Annotated in this window: 19 protein-coding genes; 11 read left to right on the plus strand and 8 right to left on the minus strand. The window is 70.5% G+C overall.

What is annotated here, in order from left to right; translation table 11 throughout:
* The first annotated feature begins 44 nt into the window (after positions 1-44).
* The 9 genes from rpmJ (at position 45) to MJ607_RS11080 (ending at position 8,477) form a co-directional block, all read left to right on the plus strand.
* Entirely contained in the window at positions 45-161 is a 117-nt protein-coding gene (gene rpmJ, locus MJ607_RS11040) for a 50S ribosomal protein L36 (RefSeq protein ID WP_005050492.1), read from the plus strand.
* 152 nt (positions 162-313) lie between these two features.
* A complete protein-coding gene (gene rpsM, locus MJ607_RS11045) occupies positions 314-688 on the plus strand; it encodes a 30S ribosomal protein S13 (RefSeq protein WP_243075638.1) in 375 nt (124 codons plus the stop codon).
* A gap of 34 nt (positions 689-722) precedes the next feature.
* Positions 723-1,121 carry a 30S ribosomal protein S11 gene (gene rpsK / locus MJ607_RS11050; protein WP_018171470.1) on the plus strand — a complete coding sequence of 133 codons (399 nt, stop codon included), beginning with the start codon at positions 723-725 and terminating at the stop codon, positions 1,119-1,121.
* A 181-nt stretch (positions 1,122-1,302) separates the two neighbouring features.
* The gene (locus MJ607_RS11055) at positions 1,303-2,292 is read left to right on the plus strand and encodes a DNA-directed RNA polymerase subunit alpha (RefSeq protein ID WP_243075639.1); all 990 of its coding nucleotides are present in this window, start codon (positions 1,303-1,305) and stop codon (positions 2,290-2,292) included.
* A 77-nt stretch (positions 2,293-2,369) separates the two neighbouring features.
* Positions 2,370-2,930 (plus strand): 50S ribosomal protein L17, encoded by a 561-nt coding sequence (gene rplQ, locus MJ607_RS11060; RefSeq protein ID WP_243075640.1) that lies wholly within the window; start codon positions 2,370-2,372, stop codon positions 2,928-2,930.
* A gap of 143 nt (positions 2,931-3,073) precedes the next feature.
* Positions 3,074-5,278: an adenylate/guanylate cyclase domain-containing protein gene (locus tag MJ607_RS20205; RefSeq protein ID WP_243075641.1), complete on the plus strand. Its 2,205-nt coding sequence runs from the start codon at positions 3,074-3,076 to the stop codon at positions 5,276-5,278.
* Positions 5,279-5,317: 39 nt separating this feature from the next.
* Positions 5,318-6,748 (plus strand): mechanosensitive ion channel domain-containing protein, encoded by a 1,431-nt coding sequence (locus tag MJ607_RS11070; RefSeq protein ID WP_243075642.1) that lies wholly within the window; start codon positions 5,318-5,320, stop codon positions 6,746-6,748.
* A 54-nt stretch (positions 6,749-6,802) separates the two neighbouring features.
* Complete coding sequence (truA, locus tag MJ607_RS11075; protein ID WP_243075643.1) at positions 6,803-7,663, plus strand: tRNA pseudouridine(38-40) synthase TruA; 861 nt, start codon at positions 6,803-6,805, stop codon at positions 7,661-7,663.
* Positions 7,664-7,760: 97 nt separating this feature from the next.
* Positions 7,761-8,477, plus strand: coding sequence for an endonuclease/exonuclease/phosphatase family protein (locus MJ607_RS11080; protein ID WP_243075775.1), 717 nt, complete (start codon positions 7,761-7,763; stop codon positions 8,475-8,477).
* 21 nt (positions 8,478-8,498) lie between these two features.
* Here the strand turns inward: MJ607_RS11080 and MJ607_RS11085 are convergent, their stop codons facing one another.
* The 3 genes from MJ607_RS11085 to MJ607_RS11095 all read right to left on the minus strand — a co-directional run bounded on the left by MJ607_RS11085 (position 8,499) and on the right by MJ607_RS11095 (position 12,365).
* Entirely contained in the window at positions 8,499-9,065 is a 567-nt protein-coding gene (locus MJ607_RS11085) for a cell wall protein (protein ID WP_243075644.1), read from the minus strand.
* A gap of 68 nt (positions 9,066-9,133) precedes the next feature.
* Entirely contained in the window at positions 9,134-10,921 is a 1,788-nt protein-coding gene (locus MJ607_RS11090; protein ID WP_243075645.1) for a DUF4012 domain-containing protein, read from the minus strand.
* A gap of 46 nt (positions 10,922-10,967) precedes the next feature.
* Positions 10,968-12,365, minus strand: a complete 1,398-nt coding sequence (locus MJ607_RS11095; protein WP_243075646.1) for a polysaccharide biosynthesis tyrosine autokinase — start codon at positions 12,363-12,365, stop codon at positions 10,968-10,970.
* Between the two features lie 37 nt (positions 12,366-12,402).
* On the opposite strand from MJ607_RS11095, the gene MJ607_RS20210 reads away from it, so the two are divergent.
* A complete protein-coding gene (locus tag MJ607_RS20210) occupies positions 12,403-13,773 on the plus strand; it encodes a PqqD family peptide modification chaperone (protein WP_243075647.1) in 1,371 nt (456 codons plus the stop codon).
* Between the two features lie 7 nt (positions 13,774-13,780).
* Here the strand turns inward: MJ607_RS20210 and lepB are convergent, their stop codons facing one another.
* The 3 genes from lepB to MJ607_RS11115 are packed head-to-tail and all read right to left on the minus strand — an operon-like array spanning position 13,781 to position 15,930.
* Positions 13,781-14,485: a signal peptidase I gene (gene lepB / locus MJ607_RS11105; RefSeq protein WP_243075648.1), complete on the minus strand. Its 705-nt coding sequence runs from the start codon at positions 14,483-14,485 to the stop codon at positions 13,781-13,783.
* Positions 14,486-14,526: 41 nt separating this feature from the next.
* Positions 14,527-15,456 (minus strand): nucleotidyltransferase family protein, encoded by a 930-nt coding sequence (locus MJ607_RS11110; RefSeq protein ID WP_243075649.1) that lies wholly within the window; start codon positions 15,454-15,456, stop codon positions 14,527-14,529.
* A gap of 27 nt (positions 15,457-15,483) precedes the next feature.
* Positions 15,484-15,930 carry a hypothetical protein gene (locus MJ607_RS11115; protein ID WP_243075650.1) on the minus strand — a complete coding sequence of 149 codons (447 nt, stop codon included), beginning with the start codon at positions 15,928-15,930 and terminating at the stop codon, positions 15,484-15,486.
* Between the two features lie 227 nt (positions 15,931-16,157).
* On the opposite strand from MJ607_RS11115, the gene MJ607_RS11120 reads away from it, so the two are divergent.
* The gene (locus tag MJ607_RS11120) at positions 16,158-16,610 is read left to right on the plus strand and encodes a VanZ family protein (protein ID WP_243075651.1); all 453 of its coding nucleotides are present in this window, start codon (positions 16,158-16,160) and stop codon (positions 16,608-16,610) included.
* 26 nt (positions 16,611-16,636) lie between these two features.
* On the opposite strand, the gene MJ607_RS11125 is transcribed toward MJ607_RS11120, so the two are convergent.
* Together MJ607_RS11125 and MJ607_RS11130 are read right to left on the minus strand one after the other, a co-directional pair.
* Positions 16,637-17,965: a UDP-glucose/GDP-mannose dehydrogenase family protein gene (locus MJ607_RS11125; RefSeq protein WP_243075652.1), complete on the minus strand. Its 1,329-nt coding sequence runs from the start codon at positions 17,963-17,965 to the stop codon at positions 16,637-16,639.
* Positions 17,966-18,143: 178 nt separating this feature from the next.
* Positions 18,144-19,070, minus strand: a complete 927-nt coding sequence (locus MJ607_RS11130) for a hypothetical protein (RefSeq protein ID WP_243075653.1) — start codon at positions 19,068-19,070, stop codon at positions 18,144-18,146.
* Positions 19,071-19,108: the final 38 nt, after the last annotated feature.

A 19,108-nucleotide genomic window follows, 5' to 3' on the forward strand; every position in this document is an offset into this window, starting at 1 on the left:
AGGCGCTTCCGCCTGCCCGGTGAAGACAGCGAAACAGGAACATCATGAAGGTCAACCCCTCCGTCAAGCCCATCTGCGACCACTGCAAGGTCATCCGTCGCCACGGTCGCGTCATGGTCATCTGCAAGAGCAACCCGCGTCACAAGCAGCGCCAGGGCTGACGCCGACGGATGCCGCGGCATCCGTTCTGCGATCCCATAACTCAATACGCATACAGGCAGGGTCAGATCCGTCCGCGAGGACGGGGACACCTCGGGCGGAGGCCCGGGCACCGATCCTGCTCCACACCTCCACTCACTCCCAGGAGAACCGCATGGCCCGTCTTGCCGGCGTTGACATCCCGCGCGACAAGCGCGTGGTGATCGCCCTCACCTACATCTACGGCGTCGGCCGTACCCGCTCGAACGAGATCCTCGCCGCAACCGAGATCGACGAGAGCATCCGCGTCAAGGACCTCACCGACGACCAGCTCGTCGCGCTCCGCGACTACATCGAGGCCAACCTCAAGGTCGAAGGTGACCTCCGCCGTGAGGTTGCCGCCGACATCCGCCGCAAGGTCGAGATCGGCTCGTACGAGGGCATCCGCCACCGTCGTGGCCTCCCCGTGCGCGGTCAGCGCACGAAGACGAACGCACGTACCCGCAAGGGCCCGAAGCGCACCGTCGCCGGCAAGAAGAAGGCGCGCTAAGGCGCGGCCCCCCAGGGTTTAGGAGAGCAGAGAAATGGCACAGGCCAAGTCCGCCGCGCGCAAGCCGCGCCGCAAGGAGAAGAAGAACATCGCGCTGGGCCAGGCCCACATCAAGTCGACGTTCAACAACACGATCGTCTCGATCACGGACCCGTCGGGCGCCGTCATCAGCTGGGCGTCCTCGGGTGGCGTGGGCTTCAAGGGCTCGCGCAAGTCGACGCCGTACGCCGCCGGCATGGCCGCGGAGTCCGCTGCCCGCCAGGCGCAGGAGCACGGCGTCAAGAAGGTCGACGTCTTCGTGAAGGGCCCGGGTTCGGGCCGCGAGACCGCGATCCGCTCGCTGACCGCCGCCGGCCTCGAGGTGGGGTCCATCCAGGACGTCACCCCCCAGGCCCACAACGGCTGCCGTCCCCCGAAGCGCCGCCGCGTCTGACGCTTTTCGCCGCTGGGCACGCGTGAGCGTGCCCGGCGGCCTACTCCGTTGTTGAGTAGGCCGTCAGAGGCGGCCACATCGATCCATCGGGATGCGTCTCCGACGGCATCCCGCATCAAAACTCAACATCACACCCACCGCACGTGTCATATAGCGGGCACGTGATCGAAAGGAACACATAGTGCTCATCGCACAGCGTCCCACCCTGACCGAGGAGAAGATCGGGGAGTTCCGCAGCCGGTTCGTCATCGAGCCGCTCGAGCCCGGCTTCGGCTACACGATCGGCAACGCGCTGCGTCGCAGCCTCCTCTCGTCGATCCCCGGCGCGGCCGTAACGAGCATCCGCATCGACGGCGTCCTCCACGAGTTCAGCACCATTCCCGGTGTCAAGGAGGATGTCACCGAGATCATCCTCAACATCAAGCAGCTCGTCGTCTCGAGCGAGCGCGATGAGCCCATCACGGCGTACCTGCGCAAGACGGGTGCCGGCGAGGTCACGGCGGCGGACATCTCCGCCCCCGCGGGCGTCGAGGTGCACAACCCCGAGCTCGTCATCGCGACCCTCAACGACACCGCGAAGTTCGAGCTCGAGCTCACGATCGAGCGTGGCCGCGGCTACGTCTCGGCGACGCAGAACCGCAACGAGTACGCCGAGGCCGGTCAGGTCCCCGTCGACTCGATCTACTCGCCCGTGCTCAAGGTCAGCTACCGCGTCGACGCGACCCGTGCCGGTGAGCGCACCGACTTCGACAAGCTCGTCCTGGACGTCGAGTCGAAGCCGTCGATCGCCCCGCGCGACGCCGTCGCCTCTGCCGGCCGCACCCTGACGGAGCTCTTCGGCCTGGCCCGCGAGCTCAACGTCGAGGCCGAGGGCATCGAGATCGGCCCCGCGCCGGTCGAGACGGTCCTCTCCAACGAGTTGTCGATGCCGATCGAGGACCTCGATCTGTCGGTCCGCTCGTACAACTGCCTCAAGCGCGAGGGCATCAACACGGTCTCGGAGCTCGTCGCCCTGTCGGAGACGCAGCTCATGAATATCCGCAACTTCGGTCAGAAGTCGGTCGACGAGGTGCGCGACAAGCTCATCTCGCTCGGTCTGTCGCTCAAGGACTCGGTCCCCGGGTTCGACGGCGCGCACTTCTACGGCGGCTACGACGACGAGACCATCTGACGGGATGCCGCAGACCCGGCGTGAAGCCGGGTGCGCAGCATCCGTGAGACCGACTTTTTCCCACTGGAGTAATTGATATGCCCAAGCCCACGAAGGGTCCCCGCCTCGGAGGCGGCCCCGCCCACGAGCGCCTGCTGCTTGCGAACCTCGCGGCCGCCCTCTTCACGCACAAGTCGATCACGACGACCGAGACGAAGGCCAAGCGCGTGCGTCCGCTCGCCGAGCGCCTCGTGACGTTCGCGAAGCGCGGCGACCTGCACGCGCGTCGTCGCGTGCTGTCGGTCATCGGTGACAAGGAAGTCGTGCACGTCCTGTTCACCGAGATCGCGCCGCTCGTCGCCGAGCGCGAGGGTGGCTACACCCGCATCACGAAGGTCGGCAACCGCAAGGGCGACAACGCCCCCATGGCCGTCATCGAGCTCGTCCTCGAGCCCGTGACCAAGAAGGCCAAGGCGAAGAAGGCTGCGCCTGCCGCCGCCGCGCCCGTCGCCGAGGAGCCCGCCGAGGACGAGGTCGTCGAGACCCCGGCCGACGAGGCAGCCGAGGCCGGCGCCGAGTCGCCCGAGGAGGGCGCTGCCGCTGAGGCCGCCGCCGAGGACGCCGTCGTCGAGGAGACCCCCGCGGAGAAGGCCGAGTAATACGGCCCCGCCGGGCAACCGGCATCCTGCATCGCGAAACCCGCGTGAGCCCCGGCTCACGCGGGTTTCGCCGTTGCGGGCCCTCGACGCGCTAGTCTGAGCCCAGCCCTCGGGGAAGAGGGTGTGGGGTTCCAGGGGGCGTGGTGACGCGCATTTCCGGCGAGCGGACCGTCGGGTCCGACGAGGTCGAGCAGGCTGCGGTGACGACTCAGTGGGTCGGGACACCCCAGCCCCGTCGTCGTGCGGGCCTCTCGATCTACTCGATCCTGCTCATCATGCTGCTGTCCGTCAGCGTGCTCTCGAGCATCGTCGTCGGCGTCATCGGCTACGTCAACGGCACACAGGCGCTGCGCGCGATCGCGACCGACAAGCTCGTCGAGATCCGCGAGAACCGCGCCCGCGAGGTCGTCGCGCTGTTCGAGACGATCGAGAACTCCGTGCGGCTGTCGGCCAAGAACGACACGAGCAAGCAGGCGATCGTCGCCTTCACCGACGGATTCCAGCAGCTGCAGGACGCCCGGCTCGATGCCGAAGCATCCGCCGCCGTCGACGACTACTACGACGAGACGTTCGCGACGCAGCTCTCCGAGGCGACGGGCGTCGACGTCGACGGAGCCGCTTTCGCGCCGACGGATGCCGCGGCCGAGTACCTCCAGTACAACTACGTCATCCCGTACGAGACGTGGGAGGACGCGATCCTCGTCGACGACGCGGGCGACGGCAGCGCCTGGTCGGCCGCGCATGCGAAGTACCACGACTACTACCGGTCGATGACGGAGCTGCACCGCTTCGAAGACGTGCTCATGCTCGACACGCAGGGCAACATCGTCTACACGGCCTTCAAGGGCGTGGATCTCGGGGCCAACCTGCTCGAGGGCCCCTACCGGCTGTCGAACCTCGCGGCCGCGTATCGCGAGGTCATGAGCCGCAACATCGTGGGCGACGTCGTGCTGTCGGACTTCGCCGCCTACAGTCCGAGCCTCGGCAACCCGGCCGGCTGGGCCGTGACGCCGATCGCGGTCGACGACCAGATCGTCGGGGCGCTCGCGATCGAGCTGCCGGTCGACCGCATCAACGAGGTCATGACCGTCGACGGGCAATGGGCCGACAACGGACTGGGCGACACGGGCGAGACCTATCTCGTGGGCCGCGACGGCACTATGCGGTCGATCTCGCGCGAGCTGCAGGCTTCGCCCGAGACCTACGAAGAGGCGGCGGTGGCCGCCGGACTCCCGCCCGCGGCAGCCGCGCTGAGCGTGCAGAACGGCAACACGCTCCTGCACCAGCTCGTGAGCGGCGACGCCGTGACGCGGGCGCTGTCCGGCGAGGACGGCGCGATCGTCGAGCGGGACTACCTCGGGCGCGAGGCCATCACGGCGTACTCGCCTATCGCGGTCGATTCGCTCGGATGGGTCATCGTCGCGCAGGAGGCCTACAGCGAGGCGATGGCGCCCGTCGAGGACTTCACGCGCAACCTCATCCTCTCGACGGCCGCCATGATCATCTTCGTCTGCCTGCTCTCGCTCGTGCTCGCACAGGTCTTCGTGCGGCCGCTCCGACGGCTCAAGCTCGCGGCGCAGCGGATCGCGGCGGGCGAGGAGGGCGTCCAGGTCGACGCGGGGTCCAGCGACGAGCTCGCGGACGTCGCTGGGGCGTTCAACGACATGAGCCACAGCCTGCAGGTCAAGTCCAACCTCATCGAGCAGCAGGAGAAGGCCAACGAGGCACTGATCCTGTCGTTCATGCCCGAAGGGATCGCCGATCGCTACAAGCACGGCGACGACGCCATCACGCAGGACAACGACGACGTCACGGTCATCTTCGCCGACATCGTCGGCTTCGAGGAGCTCGCGCTGACACTGTCGTCCGGAGAAGCGGTGACGCGGCTCAACGACCTCATCCGCATCTTCGACGAGGCCGCCGAGCGCTACGGAGTCGAGCGTGTGCGCACGACGCGCCAGTCATACGTCGCGAGTGTCGGCCTCGGGACCCCCCGCGTCGACAACGCGCGCCGTGCCGTCGAGTTCGCGATGGAGCTGCACACGATCCTCGAGCGGTACTCGACGCAGCAGGGGGTCGACCTCGATCTGCGCGCGGGCCTGGACTCGGGCCAGGTGACGAGCGGCCTCATCGGCCGCGCCCGCATCGTCTACGACATGTGGGGCGATGCCGTGAACCTCGCCTACCGGGTGCAGGGCGACTACGACGAGGCCGGCATCTACATCACGCAGCGTGTCGCCGACCGCATCCCCGACACCATCTCGGTCGCGCCGGCGGGCGAGGTCTCGACCAAGAGCGGCAGCCAGCGCGTGTGGCGCGTCGTGACGGCCGTGACGGTCGCCGAGTGATGAGGCATCGCGTGTCGGCGCGGGGGCAGGGGTGATCCGATGAGCGACATCGCGTCGCAGCCCTGGTTCTGGCCCGCCGTCATCGTCTCGGTCGGACTGCCGCTGATGCTGATCGGGCTGACCGAGCTGTCGAACATGCTGCTGCGGTCCGGCAGCCGTGCCGCTCCGATCGTCCTGATGGTGCGCAACTACCTCGTGCCGGTCGCCGGGGTGCTCGTGCTGCTGAGTCAGCCGGGCGCGTGGGAGGGATCGGGCACCTGGCCTCGCGTCATCTGGACGATCTTCGGCCTGCTCGTCATCGTCGTCACGATCAACGCCGTCAACCACCTCGTGTTCCACCGGGCCGAGAAGGGGTCGTGGCGCGACCGGTTCCCGACGATCTTCAGCGACCTCATCCGGTTCGTGTTCATCATCGTCGGCATCGCGCTCGTGTTCTGGTGGGTGTGGGATGCCGATGTCGCGGGCGTGTTCGCAGCCCTCGGCATCACCTCGATCGTCGTGGGCCTCGCGCTGCAGAACGCCGTCGGGTCGATCGTGTCGGGGCTCTTCCTCATCTTCGAGGCGCCCTTCCAGCTCGGCGACTGGATCGAGACGGGCGGCACGCGCGGTCAGATCATCGAGGTCAACTGGCGCGCCGTGCACCTCGACACGGGCAACGGCATCGTCGTCATGCCGACGGCCGAGCTCGCAGAGGGCTCGTTCACGAACCTCAGCCGCGCCGCCGACCCGTACGCCGCCGTCACGGAGGTCGAGTTCGCGACGGACGACCCGCCGCTGCGCGTGCGCGAGATGCTCGTCGACGTCGCACGCGACATCCCGCGCGTTTCGCCGGATCGGGAGCCCTCGGTCTCGACGGCGGGCGGCGCGAAGTACCGCATCTCGATCCCGCTGCAGTCGCCGGGCGACGAGGGCGCCGTCGTGGACGCCTTCACGACGCGGCTCTGGTACGCCGCGCGTCGCGCCGACCTGCATCTGGACGGCGACGTCACCGACGACTGGAACAGCCCCCAGCGGCTGCTGGAGGGCCTGCGTCAGATCGCGCCGGCGCTGAGCCTGCGTCCCGGCGAGGCCGAGGCGCTCGTCGCGACGGCGCGGCTCGAGCGGTTCGCACAGGGCGAGGTGCTGCTGCGCCCCGGTACCCTGCCGCTCGCGACGCGCTTCATCCTCTCGGGACGCGTCATGCTCGGCGTCCCGAGCGACGCCGGCTTCGTGCAGATCACGGAACTCACGCGCGACGACGCGGTCGGCCTCACGGCCCTCACGCGCAGCCGTACGATCTCTCGCGCGATCGCCCTGACCGAGGTCGAGGTCGTGCGCATCCCGGTGGGCGTGCTCGACGACATCGTGCGCGGCCACCCCTCGCTCGCCCGCGAGGTCGTGCGCGAGAACGACAACCGCATCCGGCTCGCGCGCTCGGCGCTCGAGGCCGTAGGCGAGCGGCTCGATCCGACCCGGCGGGTCATGGGCTGAGGGCGGCGACCCCGTCGGGCGGCGACCGTGGCATCGCCGCAATAGGCTGAGCGGATGCGGATCCGCCTCGACATCGCCTACGACGGGAGCCAGTTCCGCGGCTGGGCGCGTCAGCCCGGCCTCCGCTCCGTGCAGGGCACCCTCGAGGCCGCCGTCGCGCGGGTGCTCGGAGGCGAGCCGCGGCTCGTCGTCGCGGGCCGCACGGATGCGGGTGTGCACGCGACGGGCCAGGTCGCGCACCTGGATCTCGACGGGTCGCAGGTCGACCGGCTCATGGCACGGTCGGGGCGGCGGGATGCGGCATCCGGAACCCCTCCCGAACCCGCCGCGCGACTCGCCGCCCGGCTGCGCGGCGTCCTCGGCGCGTACGCCGATGTGACGGTCCGGGCGAGCTCTGTCGCACCCGCGGGCTTCGATGCGCGCTTCTCGGCCGTGTGGCGGCGCTACGCGTACCGTGTCGCGGACTCGGTGTCGGGCTACGACCCGCTCGAGCGGCTGCGGACCACGACGGTGCGCGCTGACCTCGACGTCGACGAGATGGATGCCGCTGCCCGAAGCCTCATCGGTCTGCACGACTTCGCGGCCTACTGCAAGCCGCGCGACGAGGCGACGACGATCCGCACGCTCCTCGAGTTCGACTGGCACCGCGCAGAGGACGGCGTCCTCGTCGCGAACGTCAAGGCTGACGCCTTCTGCCACTCGATGGTGCGGGCGCTCGTCGGCGCATGCGTCGCCGTGGGGGAGGGGCGCCTCGACGTCCCGGACGTCGCGGCGATCCGCGACGGGCGCGAGCGCGTGCCCGAGATCAAGGTGCTCGCGGCGCGCGGCCTCACGCTGACGGCAGTCGGGTATCCCGCCGACGATCAGCTCGCGGCGCGCGCCGACCAGACGCGCGCTCGCCGCGATCGCGAGTGACGCCGACCCGATTCTGGGGGTTCAGTCTGAAGGCGCTCACGCTTCCCGTGGAGGACACCCATCCGAGCCCCCATCGTCCTACTCTGGAACGAGCATGCTGAAGCTCATCTCGTACAACCTCCGCAAGCACCGGGCCGCCCGCGAACTCGCGACGCTCGTCGAGAAGCATGCGGTCGACGTGCTCTGCCTGCAGGAGTGCGACACGACCGACATCCCCTCGACGATCTCGGGGCTGCGGCTCGCGGACTCGACGCAGCGCAATCGACTCGGACTCGCGGTGTACTACCGCGAGAACACCTACCGCGCCGTCGAGGTGCGCTCGATGGCGCTCAAGAAATCACTGCACGACCGCGTGCTCAAGCCCGCCGAGGAGCGCATGCTGGGCGTGCGGCTGCACGACATCGACCACGGCCGCGAGCTCATCGTGGCGTCGTTCCACGCGGCGCCGCTCACGGCGCTCAATTCGCTCCGCCGCCACCAGATCAAGACGGCGCTCACCGAGCTGGGCGGCCTGGGCGAGGGGCTGCCGATCATCATGGTCGGCGACTACAACTACCCCGTCTTCAAGGAGAACCTCGGGCAGAAGGTGCGCGAGCAGGGCTACGAACTGACCCTCAGCGACACCCGCACCTACACGCGCTACCGGTTCTTTCGCGGGCACTACGACTTCGCGACGTCGGTCGGGTTCGAGATCGACAAGGTCACGACGCTGCCACAGGGTCTCTCCGACCACCTGCCGATCCTCGTGACGGCCCACCCCGCGAAGAAGGCGGGCAGGGGCGAGGGGACGGATGCCGAGGTCGACGTCGCCTGACGGCTGAGCCCGGCGGGACGGCTATTCGGCGTCGCGTCGACGGCGCAGGAACGCGACGACGCCGAGGGCGGCGCCCGCGAGCAGCAGCAGTCCGCCGCCGATCCACAGGCCCGTCAGGGTGCTCGAGTCGAGTCCCGTCACCGGCAGGCTGCCGTCGGGGTTCGTCACCGTCACGGCGGCGGTGCCGCCGGCCGAGCTCGCTGAGATCGCCTCGATGTTGTAGGTGCCGCGGGCATCCGCGGGGAACGCGATGCGCACCGCCGGCAGCGATCCGTCGGGACCGGATGTCGCGTGCCCGCTCGCCGTCGAGATCGCGAGACGCACCATGCCGATCGCGACGCCGGCGCCGTTCTCACCCGTCACCGTGATGGTGACGTCCTCGTCGGCGGAGAAGGTCTCGGCCGCGCACTGCAGCGAGACCGCCGCACCCGGCGCGATCGTCGCGGGCGTCGACGTGCAGGACCCCGCCGGGGGGTAGATCGTCTCGGCGCGGGCGGCGGGCGCGGACAAGAGCAGCGCGGCCGCCATCAGAACGGCGACGAGCGGGAGGATCGTCGCTGCGAGGGCGATACGAGGCGCGCGGGTCATGGTGCCGCTGAGTCTACGGGGTTGTGGAGCACGCGCCAATCACGGGGTGACCGGGGGAATCCCGAGGCTCAGCCCCCGCACACCGCCGTTGCCGCGGGCTGTGGCACGAGCGTCGGCGTGGAGACGGCTTCGAGCACGGGCGCGGACGGCGTCGCGGTGGCGGCCGTGATGACCGCCGTCGTCGATCCGCCCGGGGCGAGGTCGGTCGTGAAGCTCACGACGCGGCGGCCCGCATGCATGCCGCCGCCGAATCCGCCGTCGTCGCTGAGCTCGGCGCCGGCGAGGTCGAAGCCCTCGGGCAGGTACACGTAGACGACGGTCCGCGCGATGCCGGGGGGCACGCCGTAGATGCCCTCGCCCGTGATGTAGGGCGGCAGGTTCGCGGCGTCGGCGGGGGCGTTGCTCGCGATCGTGACCGTGAGCTTCGCCGTGCCGGATGCCCGGCCCGCGGCATCCGTCGTGCACTGGTCCCACGCGACGCGCGAGTCGGACGTCAGATAGAAGTCCATCTTCGAGCCCGTGCCGTCGTTGAGGAAGACGCCGAAGCGCGCGGCGTCCGCGTCGGTCTCTGGCAGGCCTCCCGCGAGGGTCGTCTCCTCCAGGACGGCCTGATCGGCCTCGTGCGCGCTCCACAGGTTGAGCCGGCGCTCGTCGCCCGCACGCGTGAGGGCCGATACGAGTGCAACGGGGTCGGCGTCTCCTCGTGAGAGCGCCTCGAAGACCGAGGCCGCCGCGAGCGCGAAGAAGGCGTCCTGATCGGCGGGGCTGCTGTAGCGCGCGTACACCTCGTTGAGCAGGAGCGGCACCGTGGACTCGGGCGTCAGGACGTCGCCCGTGGGCAGCGTGACGGGGCCCGTCGCACCGAGCAGGTAGGTGAGCGCGACGGGATCGAGCGCGATGACGCCGTCGACCTGCTTGCCGCCGTGCTCGCGCGCCCACATCTCGCGCGCAAGGCTCGCCGACACGGCGAAGTCGGGCACCTGGGTGACGTTCTGCATCCACCGTCCGGGACGCTCGCCGTAGATCGCGGTGACCTCGTCGTCGAGCGGCAGCACCGACTCGTCGTACCTCGGGTAGTCGCCCGTGGACTCCTGCGCCGTGAGCGTGAGCGCACCGCCGTCCGTGTGGAGGAGCGCCATGGCGCCGGGGATGCCGCCGAGCGAGCGCCACTCCGCGTTGTTCTGGAAGAGCACGAGGTAGTCGCGGGGGCCCTCGGCGCCGAGCATCGCGGGCAGCAGCACGGTCGCGCGCGACACCGCCGACGCAGCGCCCTCGGCCTCGTCGAGCAGCGTCGAGACCTCGTTCACGGCCGAGCGGAGCGGCGTCACGAGAGCGGTGCGGTCGACGGCGGAGACGGATGCCGCGGCCGCAGCGATCCCGTCGGAGCCGGCCGTCGCGGCATCCTGGAGTGACGTGAACGTCGAGAGGTCGATCCGCCCGTCCTGCGGGCGCAGCGCCGCGAGGTCGAACGTCGAGGCGACCTGGGCGAGCGGCGCGAGGGCGGAGCCGGCTACATCGTCGAGCGACGCGGCGACGGTCGCTGTGGCCGCGAGCTGCGGACCCACCCAGGGCAGGTGCTCGGAGAGGGACCAGACCGGATCCGACGTCAGCGCGCGGGCGGCCGAGGTCTCGCTCGAGACGGCGTCGATCGCGCCGGCGGCGGCCGTGGGGTCGGCGATGCTGTCGCGCGCGGTGGCTGCGGCGGTCTGCGCCGCGCGCAGGTGGCCGTAGGCGAGGAACCCGCGCACGCCGATCCAGGCCGTCGCGGCGACGGCGGCGATCAGGAGGGCGCCGAGGATCGACGCGAACACGACACCCGCCACCCGGAGGGGGCGAGGGTTGGCGGACGGCGTCACCCGACAACCCTAGGCGGTCTCGCCGAGCGTTCCCCGAATGGGGAGCTCAGGATGGGGCCTCGGCCTTGGGCGCCGACGTGTACTCGCCCTGGTACTGGTATCCGTAGTACCCGGAGCCGGCCCCGCGGCGCGGCACGCGGTTGAGCACGATGCCGAGCGTGCGGGCGTTGGCCTTCTCGAGGTTGTCGACGGCCTTCGTCAGCATGTCGTACGTCGTCTTGCCCGCCGACACGACCACGAGCGCGCCGTCGGTGACGTGCGAGAGGATCGCGGCATCCGTCACGGGCAGCAGGGGAGGGGCGTCGATGATGACGAAGGCGTGCTCGCTGAGCGTGCGGATGAGGTCGCGCATGCGCTTGGACCCGAGCAGCTCGCTCGGGTTCGGGGGGATGCGCCCGGACGTGATGACCGCGAGGTTCGGCGAGTGGCTCACGTTGTGGACGACGTCGACGACCTCGGCGCGTCCCGCAAGGATGTCGGTGAGGCCTGCGCCCTGCGGCAGGTCGAAGAGCTCCGCGACCATGGGGCGGCGCAGGTCGGCATCGACGAGGATGACGTGCTCGCCGGCGGCGCCGAGGCTCACCGCGAGGTTGCCTGCGAGGGTCGACTTGCCGTCGCCGGGGAGCGGGCTCGTGATGACGATCGCCCGAGGGGGGTTGTCGACATCCATGAACTGAAGATTCGTGCGCAGTTCGCGTGTCGCCTCGGAGATCTGCGGCGACGTGGAGGGGTCTGCGAAGTGGATGCGGCGCCCCGCCGTCGCGAGTCCCTTGTCGAGGGGGAGCGTGCCGACGACCGAGACGCCCGACTCCCGCTCGATGTCGCGGGGGTCGCGGACGCGGCGGTCGAGCACGCGGCGAAGGACCGCGTAGCCGACGCCGAGGGCGAGACCGATGAGGGCGCCGAGCGCGAGGTTGAGGCGCAGGTTCGGCGACGACGGGGCCGTGGGCAGGCGCGCGGAGTCGCCGGGAACGAGCGTCACGGCGGCCGAGCCGGGGGTGCCGTCGCCCTCGATGTCGTCGATCTCGGTGACCATGCCCGAGATCCATGCCTCGGCGAGGTCGCGCGCGGCCTCGGGGCTGTCGCCCTGCGCCGTCACGTGGATGACGACGGTGTCGAGGGGGTTCGTGACATCGACACGCACGACGAGCGCCTCGGGCGTCGTGTCGAGGCCGAGCTCGTCGATCGCATGCTCGGCGACCGAGCGCCACGACCCGATGTCGATGTAGGAGGTGACCTTGCTGCGCGCCAGCTGGTCGCCGACGAGCGAGGAGCCGCTGTCGCCGGAGGATCCGCTCGCGACGACATAGCCGCTCGCGGACGCCGTGTACACGCGCGGCTGGAGCATGGTCCAGGCGAAGGCTACGGCGACGCCGAGCGCGGTCAGCAGCACGATGCCGATCCAGTGCGCTCGAAGAATGCGCAGGTAGTCGCGCAGCTCCATGACAGGGCTCCCTCAGGTCCCACGTACACTACCCCGTGTGCCGTGGAAACTGCTGATCGAAGCCCTCGGCACGACAGTCGCGATCGAGCTCGGCGGGTACGCCGAGGCGACTCTCGAGGCCGTCGCGGAGGCGTGGCGCGATGCGCTCGCCGCGGATCAGGGGACGGATGCCGCCGCCACGGTGTCGGCACGCGCCGCCGCCTACGCTCCCGACGACATCGCGAGCCTGCTGTCGGATCTGTCGCAGCGGGTGACGCTCGCCGCGATCGAAGCGCGTCGCGGCGAGCTCTGGATGCTGCACGCGGCGGGGGTCGCGGCATCCGACGGTCGTGTCGTCGTGCTCGTGGGCCCCTCGGGTCGCGGCAAGACGACGGCGGCGCGGACGCTCGGCGCCGCGTTCGGGTACGTCTCGGACGAGACTGTCGCGATCGACGCCGAGGGGCGCGTCTGGCCGTACCGAAAGCCGCTGTCGATCATCGAGCAGCCGGATCGACCCAAGACCCAGCGGGCCCCCACGGATCTGGGGCTGCGCCCGCTGCCCGAGGCGCCGCTGCGGCTCGCCGCGATCGTGGTGCTCGATCGCGGGGAGTCCGTCGGCGATCCCTCCGTCGAGCTCATGGACCTCGGGGACGTGCTGGCCGACCTGGTCGAGCAGTCCAGCTACCTCTCGTCGATGCCCGCGCCGCTGCGCACGATCGCAGCCCAGGTTCAGGCCTTCGGCGGAGTGCGGCGCGTGTCCTACGCCGAGGCGTCCTCGCTCGCGCCCGTCGTCGCGGCGCTCGCCACCGAGCCCGCCGTGGCGCCCGCCGCGATCGGCGGCAGCATCGTGCCCCAGGCGCGGGAACAGGCTTCGCACGCGGACGGCCCGCTCTACTCGCGCGCTCCCGTCCACGACGCCCTCGCGCTCGACGACCCCGACCGGATCGCACTGCTGCAGGTCGACGCCGACGGGCAGGGCGTCGTGCGGGTGCTCGCGGGCATCGCGCCGGTGCTGTGGAGGGCGGCGGATGCGGCATCCCTCGACGATCTCGTCGCGGTGGCCGTCGCCGCGCTGGGTGCGCCCGAGGCCGGGGACGCCGACGAGCTCGTGGCGGACGCCGTCGCGAGCCTGGTCGAGGCGGGCGTGATCGTACGCGGAGGAGTCTGGTCGCTCCGCGAGGACGTCGCCTGGACGGACTCGCACGATCGGGTCGTGGCGCTCGCACTGTCGGACGACGCCGCCTCGCCGCTCGCGCTCGAGGGGTCGGCCGCCGTCATCTGGCGGGCGCTCGCCGAGGGGCCGGCACCCGCCGATCAGGTTGCGGCGCGTGCCGCCGCGGCCGCGGGTGTCGCTCCGGAGGATGTCGCCGAAGACGTCGCCGCGTTCCTCACGACGCTCCAATCCGCGGCGCTCGCCGAGCGACGCTGAGCCGGAGTCAGAGACCGCCCCAACGGCCGATCGGCCACACGATCGCGACGGCGCGGCCGACGATGCCGTCCCGCGTGGCCCAGCGCCAGCAGTCCGCCGCAGCGCCTTCGACGCGACACTCGTACGCGGAGTCGGCGGAGTTCGAGCGGTTGTCGCCGAGCATGAGGTACGAGTCATCCGGCACGGTGACCTCGTCGAAGCAGCGCGGCGACCGCGGCGTCGTCGCGCAGTCGAGCGTCCCGGGGTCGAAGGGCAGGTCGTTCACGACATACGGCTCGTCGAGGGGTGCGCCGTCGACCACGACCGCACCGCCGGCGGTGCAGCACGAGACGGCCTGACCGGGGGCGCCGATGACGCGCTTGACGAGCGTGTGGGCGCCGGAGGGTCCGAAGCCGCTCACCTCTCCGATCCAGCGCAGAATGCCGCGCAGCGGGTCGACGGCGGCGGGGGGAGCGGCATCCCATTCGACCCCGGCGTCGAAGACGACGACGTCGCCCGTGGCGGGGCCCGCGCCCCACGAGGAGAGGCGGTCGACGAGGATGCGGTCACCCGGCATGAGCGTCGGCTCCATCGAGGAGGACGGGACGACGTAGGGCTTCGCGACGAATGTCAGCAGGAGACCTGCGACGACGAACGCCGCGACGAGCTGGAACCAGAAGCTGCCGAGAACCCGTCGCCACCGCGGACGGGCGGCAGGCTCGGGGGAATCCACCCCCACAACCTACCGCCCGTCACAGGACGATCTCCCCGAGCTCAGGCGCGTTCGCGCGGGGCGCGCGCCGCGGGACCGAAAGCGCGCAGGGCGCGCGGCAGCCAGCGGATGCCCCGCCCCATGCGCGCGAGGCGCGCGCGCGTGCGGCCGGAAAGACTGTCGACGGTGTCCGGCCGTGCGATCAGCAGATCGCGGCGGGTCGGCCAGAGCGCGCGCAGGGCGATGCGCGGCCGCTGCGCCGGGGGAGCGGTCAGGAACGCCGAGATCCAGAAGTACGCGCCGTGCGAGCCCGCTGCGACGCGCTCCCGCCAGCGGCGCAGCTCGTCCGACGACTCCTCGCCCGCCGGCGCGGCGACCTCGATGCCGAGCCGCGGGAGCACCGTCTCGAGCGTCGCGGCGCTGCCCGTCGCGAGTGCGAGGGCCGCGACATCCGACCTCTCCTGGTCTGTCAGCTCGATCGCGACGAGCTGCTGGAGCTCGTCGCCGTGGCGCTCCTGGATGCTCGCGCCGCGCAGCGAGTGCAGCGCGAGGACGAGCACGCCCGACACCCGGTCGGGCACGGTGCAGGCGCGGTGCGCGAACTCCATGGCGACGCGTCGCCGCCACAGCGCCCCGAACGCGACGGCGGGGTCGGCGAGGAACCCGGGGTAGAAGCTGTGGACGTCGATGTCGCACGGCCATCCGTCGCGGACGAACGTGCGCGAATGCAGCGTCGTGAGCTCGCTGATCAGGATCGCGTCGCGCTCGGTGCATCCGGCGGCGAGCACGTCGGCGCAGAAGTCGGCGAAGCGCGCGGGCTCGACGAGCACGTCGACGTCGGACGAAGTGCGCGGCGCGCGCAGGCCGTGACGGTGCAGCGCGGGCCCCTTGAGGAAGAGGATCCGGATGCCCCGCTCGTCCGCGAGCGACTGGAGCCACGCGTGCCCGAGGTCGACGGCTTCGTCGAGGCGCAGGATCGTGGCGGCGGCCATCCGCCTCACCCTAGTCGGTCGCCGGGGTCAGACGGGGAGGAAGATGTCCGAGCTCGGACCGGTGACGGTGCCGTCGTCGAAGTTGGTGGCGGTGGTCGCGGTGATCGCGCCCTTGACCTGGATCGATTGGACTGCGGCGTCGCCCGTGAACGGATAGGTGAAGGTCGTCGTGTCCACGCCGAATCCGGTCAACCCGGCCGGCCACTGCAGGATCGCAGTCGTGGGCGTCGCCGACAGCACGACCCACCCGTTGAGCTGTGTGGTCGTCGGCGTGCTCGCGAGGAGGCCGCCGCTCGAGGTGATCGTCACCTGCAGGAAATTCTTGGTGGGGTCGAACTCGGCGCCGTCGAAGCCATACGGGCGCGGATTCCCCGAGACCCCATTCGTGTAGATCGACAAGTTGGCGTTGATGCCGACGGTGCCTGGACCGACCACCGACGCGGAGGCGGCGGGCACGGCGGCGGCCAGGAGCACGACCGGCGCCGACCACGCCCCGGCCTTCAGGATTTCGCGTCGCCCGATAGTCCCGTCCGAAACGCCTTTGTCCGGTTGTCTGACATGCCCTGCCATGATCGGTCCTCTCCCGAGTCGCCGTGTCCCACGGTATCAGCGGCATCGGGGAGTGTCCGGATCGTGGCCGCCGGGTAGACTCGCGGCACATGCGCGGCAGGGTCGGCGCGCCCTGACAAGGGAGGCGACCCGTGGACTCCGATGCATCTCTGCCGGCGCGCACCGTATTCGCGCGGGTGCTCGACGCGCGAGTGTGGCTCGCGGTGTACGTCGCCGTGCTCGCCGCGATCGCGTTCTGGCCGTCCCCCGTCGATCGCGAGGCGGGACCGCTCCTCGCGTACATCCAGAGCATCGTGCCCTGGCTCACGTACGAGCGCATCGAGTTCACGGCCAACATCGTGCTGTTCGTGCCGCTCGGCATCCTGCTGACGCTCATCCTTCGCAAGCGCCGCTGGGTGCTGCCGCTCGCGCTCGGCGCGACTTTCGCCATCGAGGCCATCCAGGCGGCGCTGCTCTCCGAGCGCACGCCCGCGATCTCGGACATCATCGCGAACGTGCTCGGCGCCGCGATCGGCATGCTCGTCGTGCTGCTCGCCCAGCGCTGGTCCCAGACGCGAAACACCGCGGGCTCAGCGGTCAGCTGAGCCCGCGGCGTTTCTTCGGGCGTGGGTCAGGGGCGACCCATGCCGTAGTACGTCCAGCCGGCGGCGCGCCAGGCCGCGGCATCCAGGCAGTTGCGTCCGTCGACGACGATCGTCGCCTTGACGAGCGACGCGGCGTGCTCGGGTGCCAGCTCGCGGCGCCACTCGTCCCACTCGGTCACGACGATGACGGCGTCGGCGTCCTTGAGGGTCGCGTCGAGGTCTTCGTTGTACGTGAGCTGCGGGTGGATGCGCCGGGCGTTCTCGATCGCGGCCGGGTCGGTCACGACGACGTCGGCGCCGAGACCCTTGAGGCGCACGGCGACGTCGAGCGCGGGGGAGTCGCGGATGTCATCGCTGTGCGGCTTGAAGGCGGCGCCGAGGACGGCGACCTTCTTCTCGAACACGACGCCGTCGAGCGCGGCGACGACGAGGTCGACGGCGCGGTCGCGACGGCGCAGGTTGATTGCGTCGACCTCGCGGAGGAAGTTGACCGACTCGCCGCGGCCGAGCTCCTCGGCGCGTGCCGAGAAGGCGCGGATGTCCTTGGGGAGGCAGCCGCCGCCGAAGCCGATGCCGGCTCCGAGGAAGCGGCGTCCGATGCGCGCGTCATGGCCGATCGCGTCGGCGAGCTGCGTGACGTCGGCGCCCGTGACCTCGGCGATCTCGGCCATCGCGTTGATGAACGAGATCTTCGTCGCGAGGAACGCATTCGCCGAGACCTTGACGAGCTCGGCCGTCGCGTAGTCGGTGACGATGAAGGGCGTGTTCTTCGCGACGGAGGGGTGGTAGACCTCGCGCAGGATGTCGGCGGCGCGCGCGCCTTCATCGCTGACCGCTCCCGAGCTCGTCGACGGGACGCCCGCGACGAGGCGGTCGGGGTCGACCGTGTCCTGGACGGCGAAGCCCTCGCGCAGGAACTCGGGGTTCCACACGAGCGTCGCGCCGGTGGGAGTGACGCTCTCCGCGAGCCTCGCGGCCGTCCCGACGGGGACGGTCGACTTGCCCGCGACCAGGTCGCCGGGGCTGAGGTACGGCAGGAGGCCGTCGACCGCCGCGTTGACGTAGGTGAGGTCGGCCGCGTAGCCGTCCTTCACCTGGGGCGTGCCGACACCCACGAAGTGGACCTTGGCGCCGGCGGCTGCCGCAAGGTCGGTCGTGAAGGTGAGGCGGCCCGAGGCGATGCCTTCCTGCAGGATCTCCTGCAGGCCGGGCTCGAAGAAGGGGGCGAGGCCCTTCGACAGCGATTCGATCTTGCGCTCGTCGACGTCGATACCGACCACTTCGTGGCCGATGGACGCCATGGCCGCCGCGTGGACTGCTCCGAGGTACCCGCAACCGATCACAGACAGACGCATGGTGGTGCTCCTTGAGGTTCTCAGTGTTCCCGAGCCTCGTTGCCCGTCTTCGTTACGTTCTTCCTACCAACCCCCTGTTACGGGGGGGTTACTTCAACATGCACGGCAGGGGCGGGCCCGCAGCGCATGTGTGGCGGAGGGCCTGAGGCGCGCGGCCCCCTGCCCTCCGCCGCCTCTCTCAGAGGTTCGCCCAGCGCTTGAAGGTCTGGAGCATGTCGGTGTTGACGAAGCCCGGCACCGTGTGGCCCGTGGCGGTGCCACCGCCGTCGTGCGTGATGTACGACGTCTCGATGGCGACGGGCTGCGCCTTCGCGAGCAGCGCGATGGCGTGCTTCTCGGGGGGTACGCGCGTGTCGAGGGGGTTGAACGACGCCCGGATGCGGCTCCCCGCCCATGCCGACTCAGGAAGTTCGGCGGCATTGGTGGCGTGCACCGCGTCGGAGTTGAAACCATAGGCGGGGCCGACGAGCGTGGGGCCGCTCACATAGGCATCCCACATGTCGTAGACGGAGCTTGCGAGGTACATGCCCTGCTGGCGCGGCAGCATGTTGTTGCCGAACGCCCAGCACATGAGCCCGCCACCGCCCGAGTTGGATCGGGCGAAGCTGTAGTAGACGCGCCACAGCGAGTTGACGTACGCCACAGCGTTGACCTGCGCCTGCACGGCCGCGGCGTTCGCGAAGGATGTCGGCCCGCCGTAGTCGGGGCAGATGCAGATGGCGCCCTCGTCGACGGCCGGCGTCGCGCCGTACAGGAACGCGCTGCTGAGCGACGTGTACGAGCTGTTGGTGGCGTGGTAGAACCAGATCACCGGAACCCACCGGGTCTTGCTCGGGGGGGACGCGTGCGGCACGAAGATGCGCGTGGGGTCGCCGGCGATCGAGACGTCGATGCTCTCGTACAGCTTGCCGGCCTTGGTCTTCTGATTGCTCAGACGCGAGATCTCGCCGGGCAACTTGGGCACCTTCGTGTACTCCTCGACGGCGGATGCCGGAAGGGCTCCGCCGAGGATGCCCGCCGTGGCACCGATCGCGGCGGCGGCGCCGCCGGCGATGAAGGTGCGACGGCTGAGGCCGCCGCCCCCGGTTGAGGATTCTGAGCTCACTGCTTCTCCAGTTTGTTGCGTGTCTTCTGTTACTTGTC

The sequence above is a fragment of the Microbacterium sp. SS28 genome (assembly GCF_022761035.1).
In the GTDB taxonomy this organism is placed as follows: Bacteria; Actinomycetota; Actinomycetes; order Actinomycetales; family Microbacteriaceae; genus Microbacterium.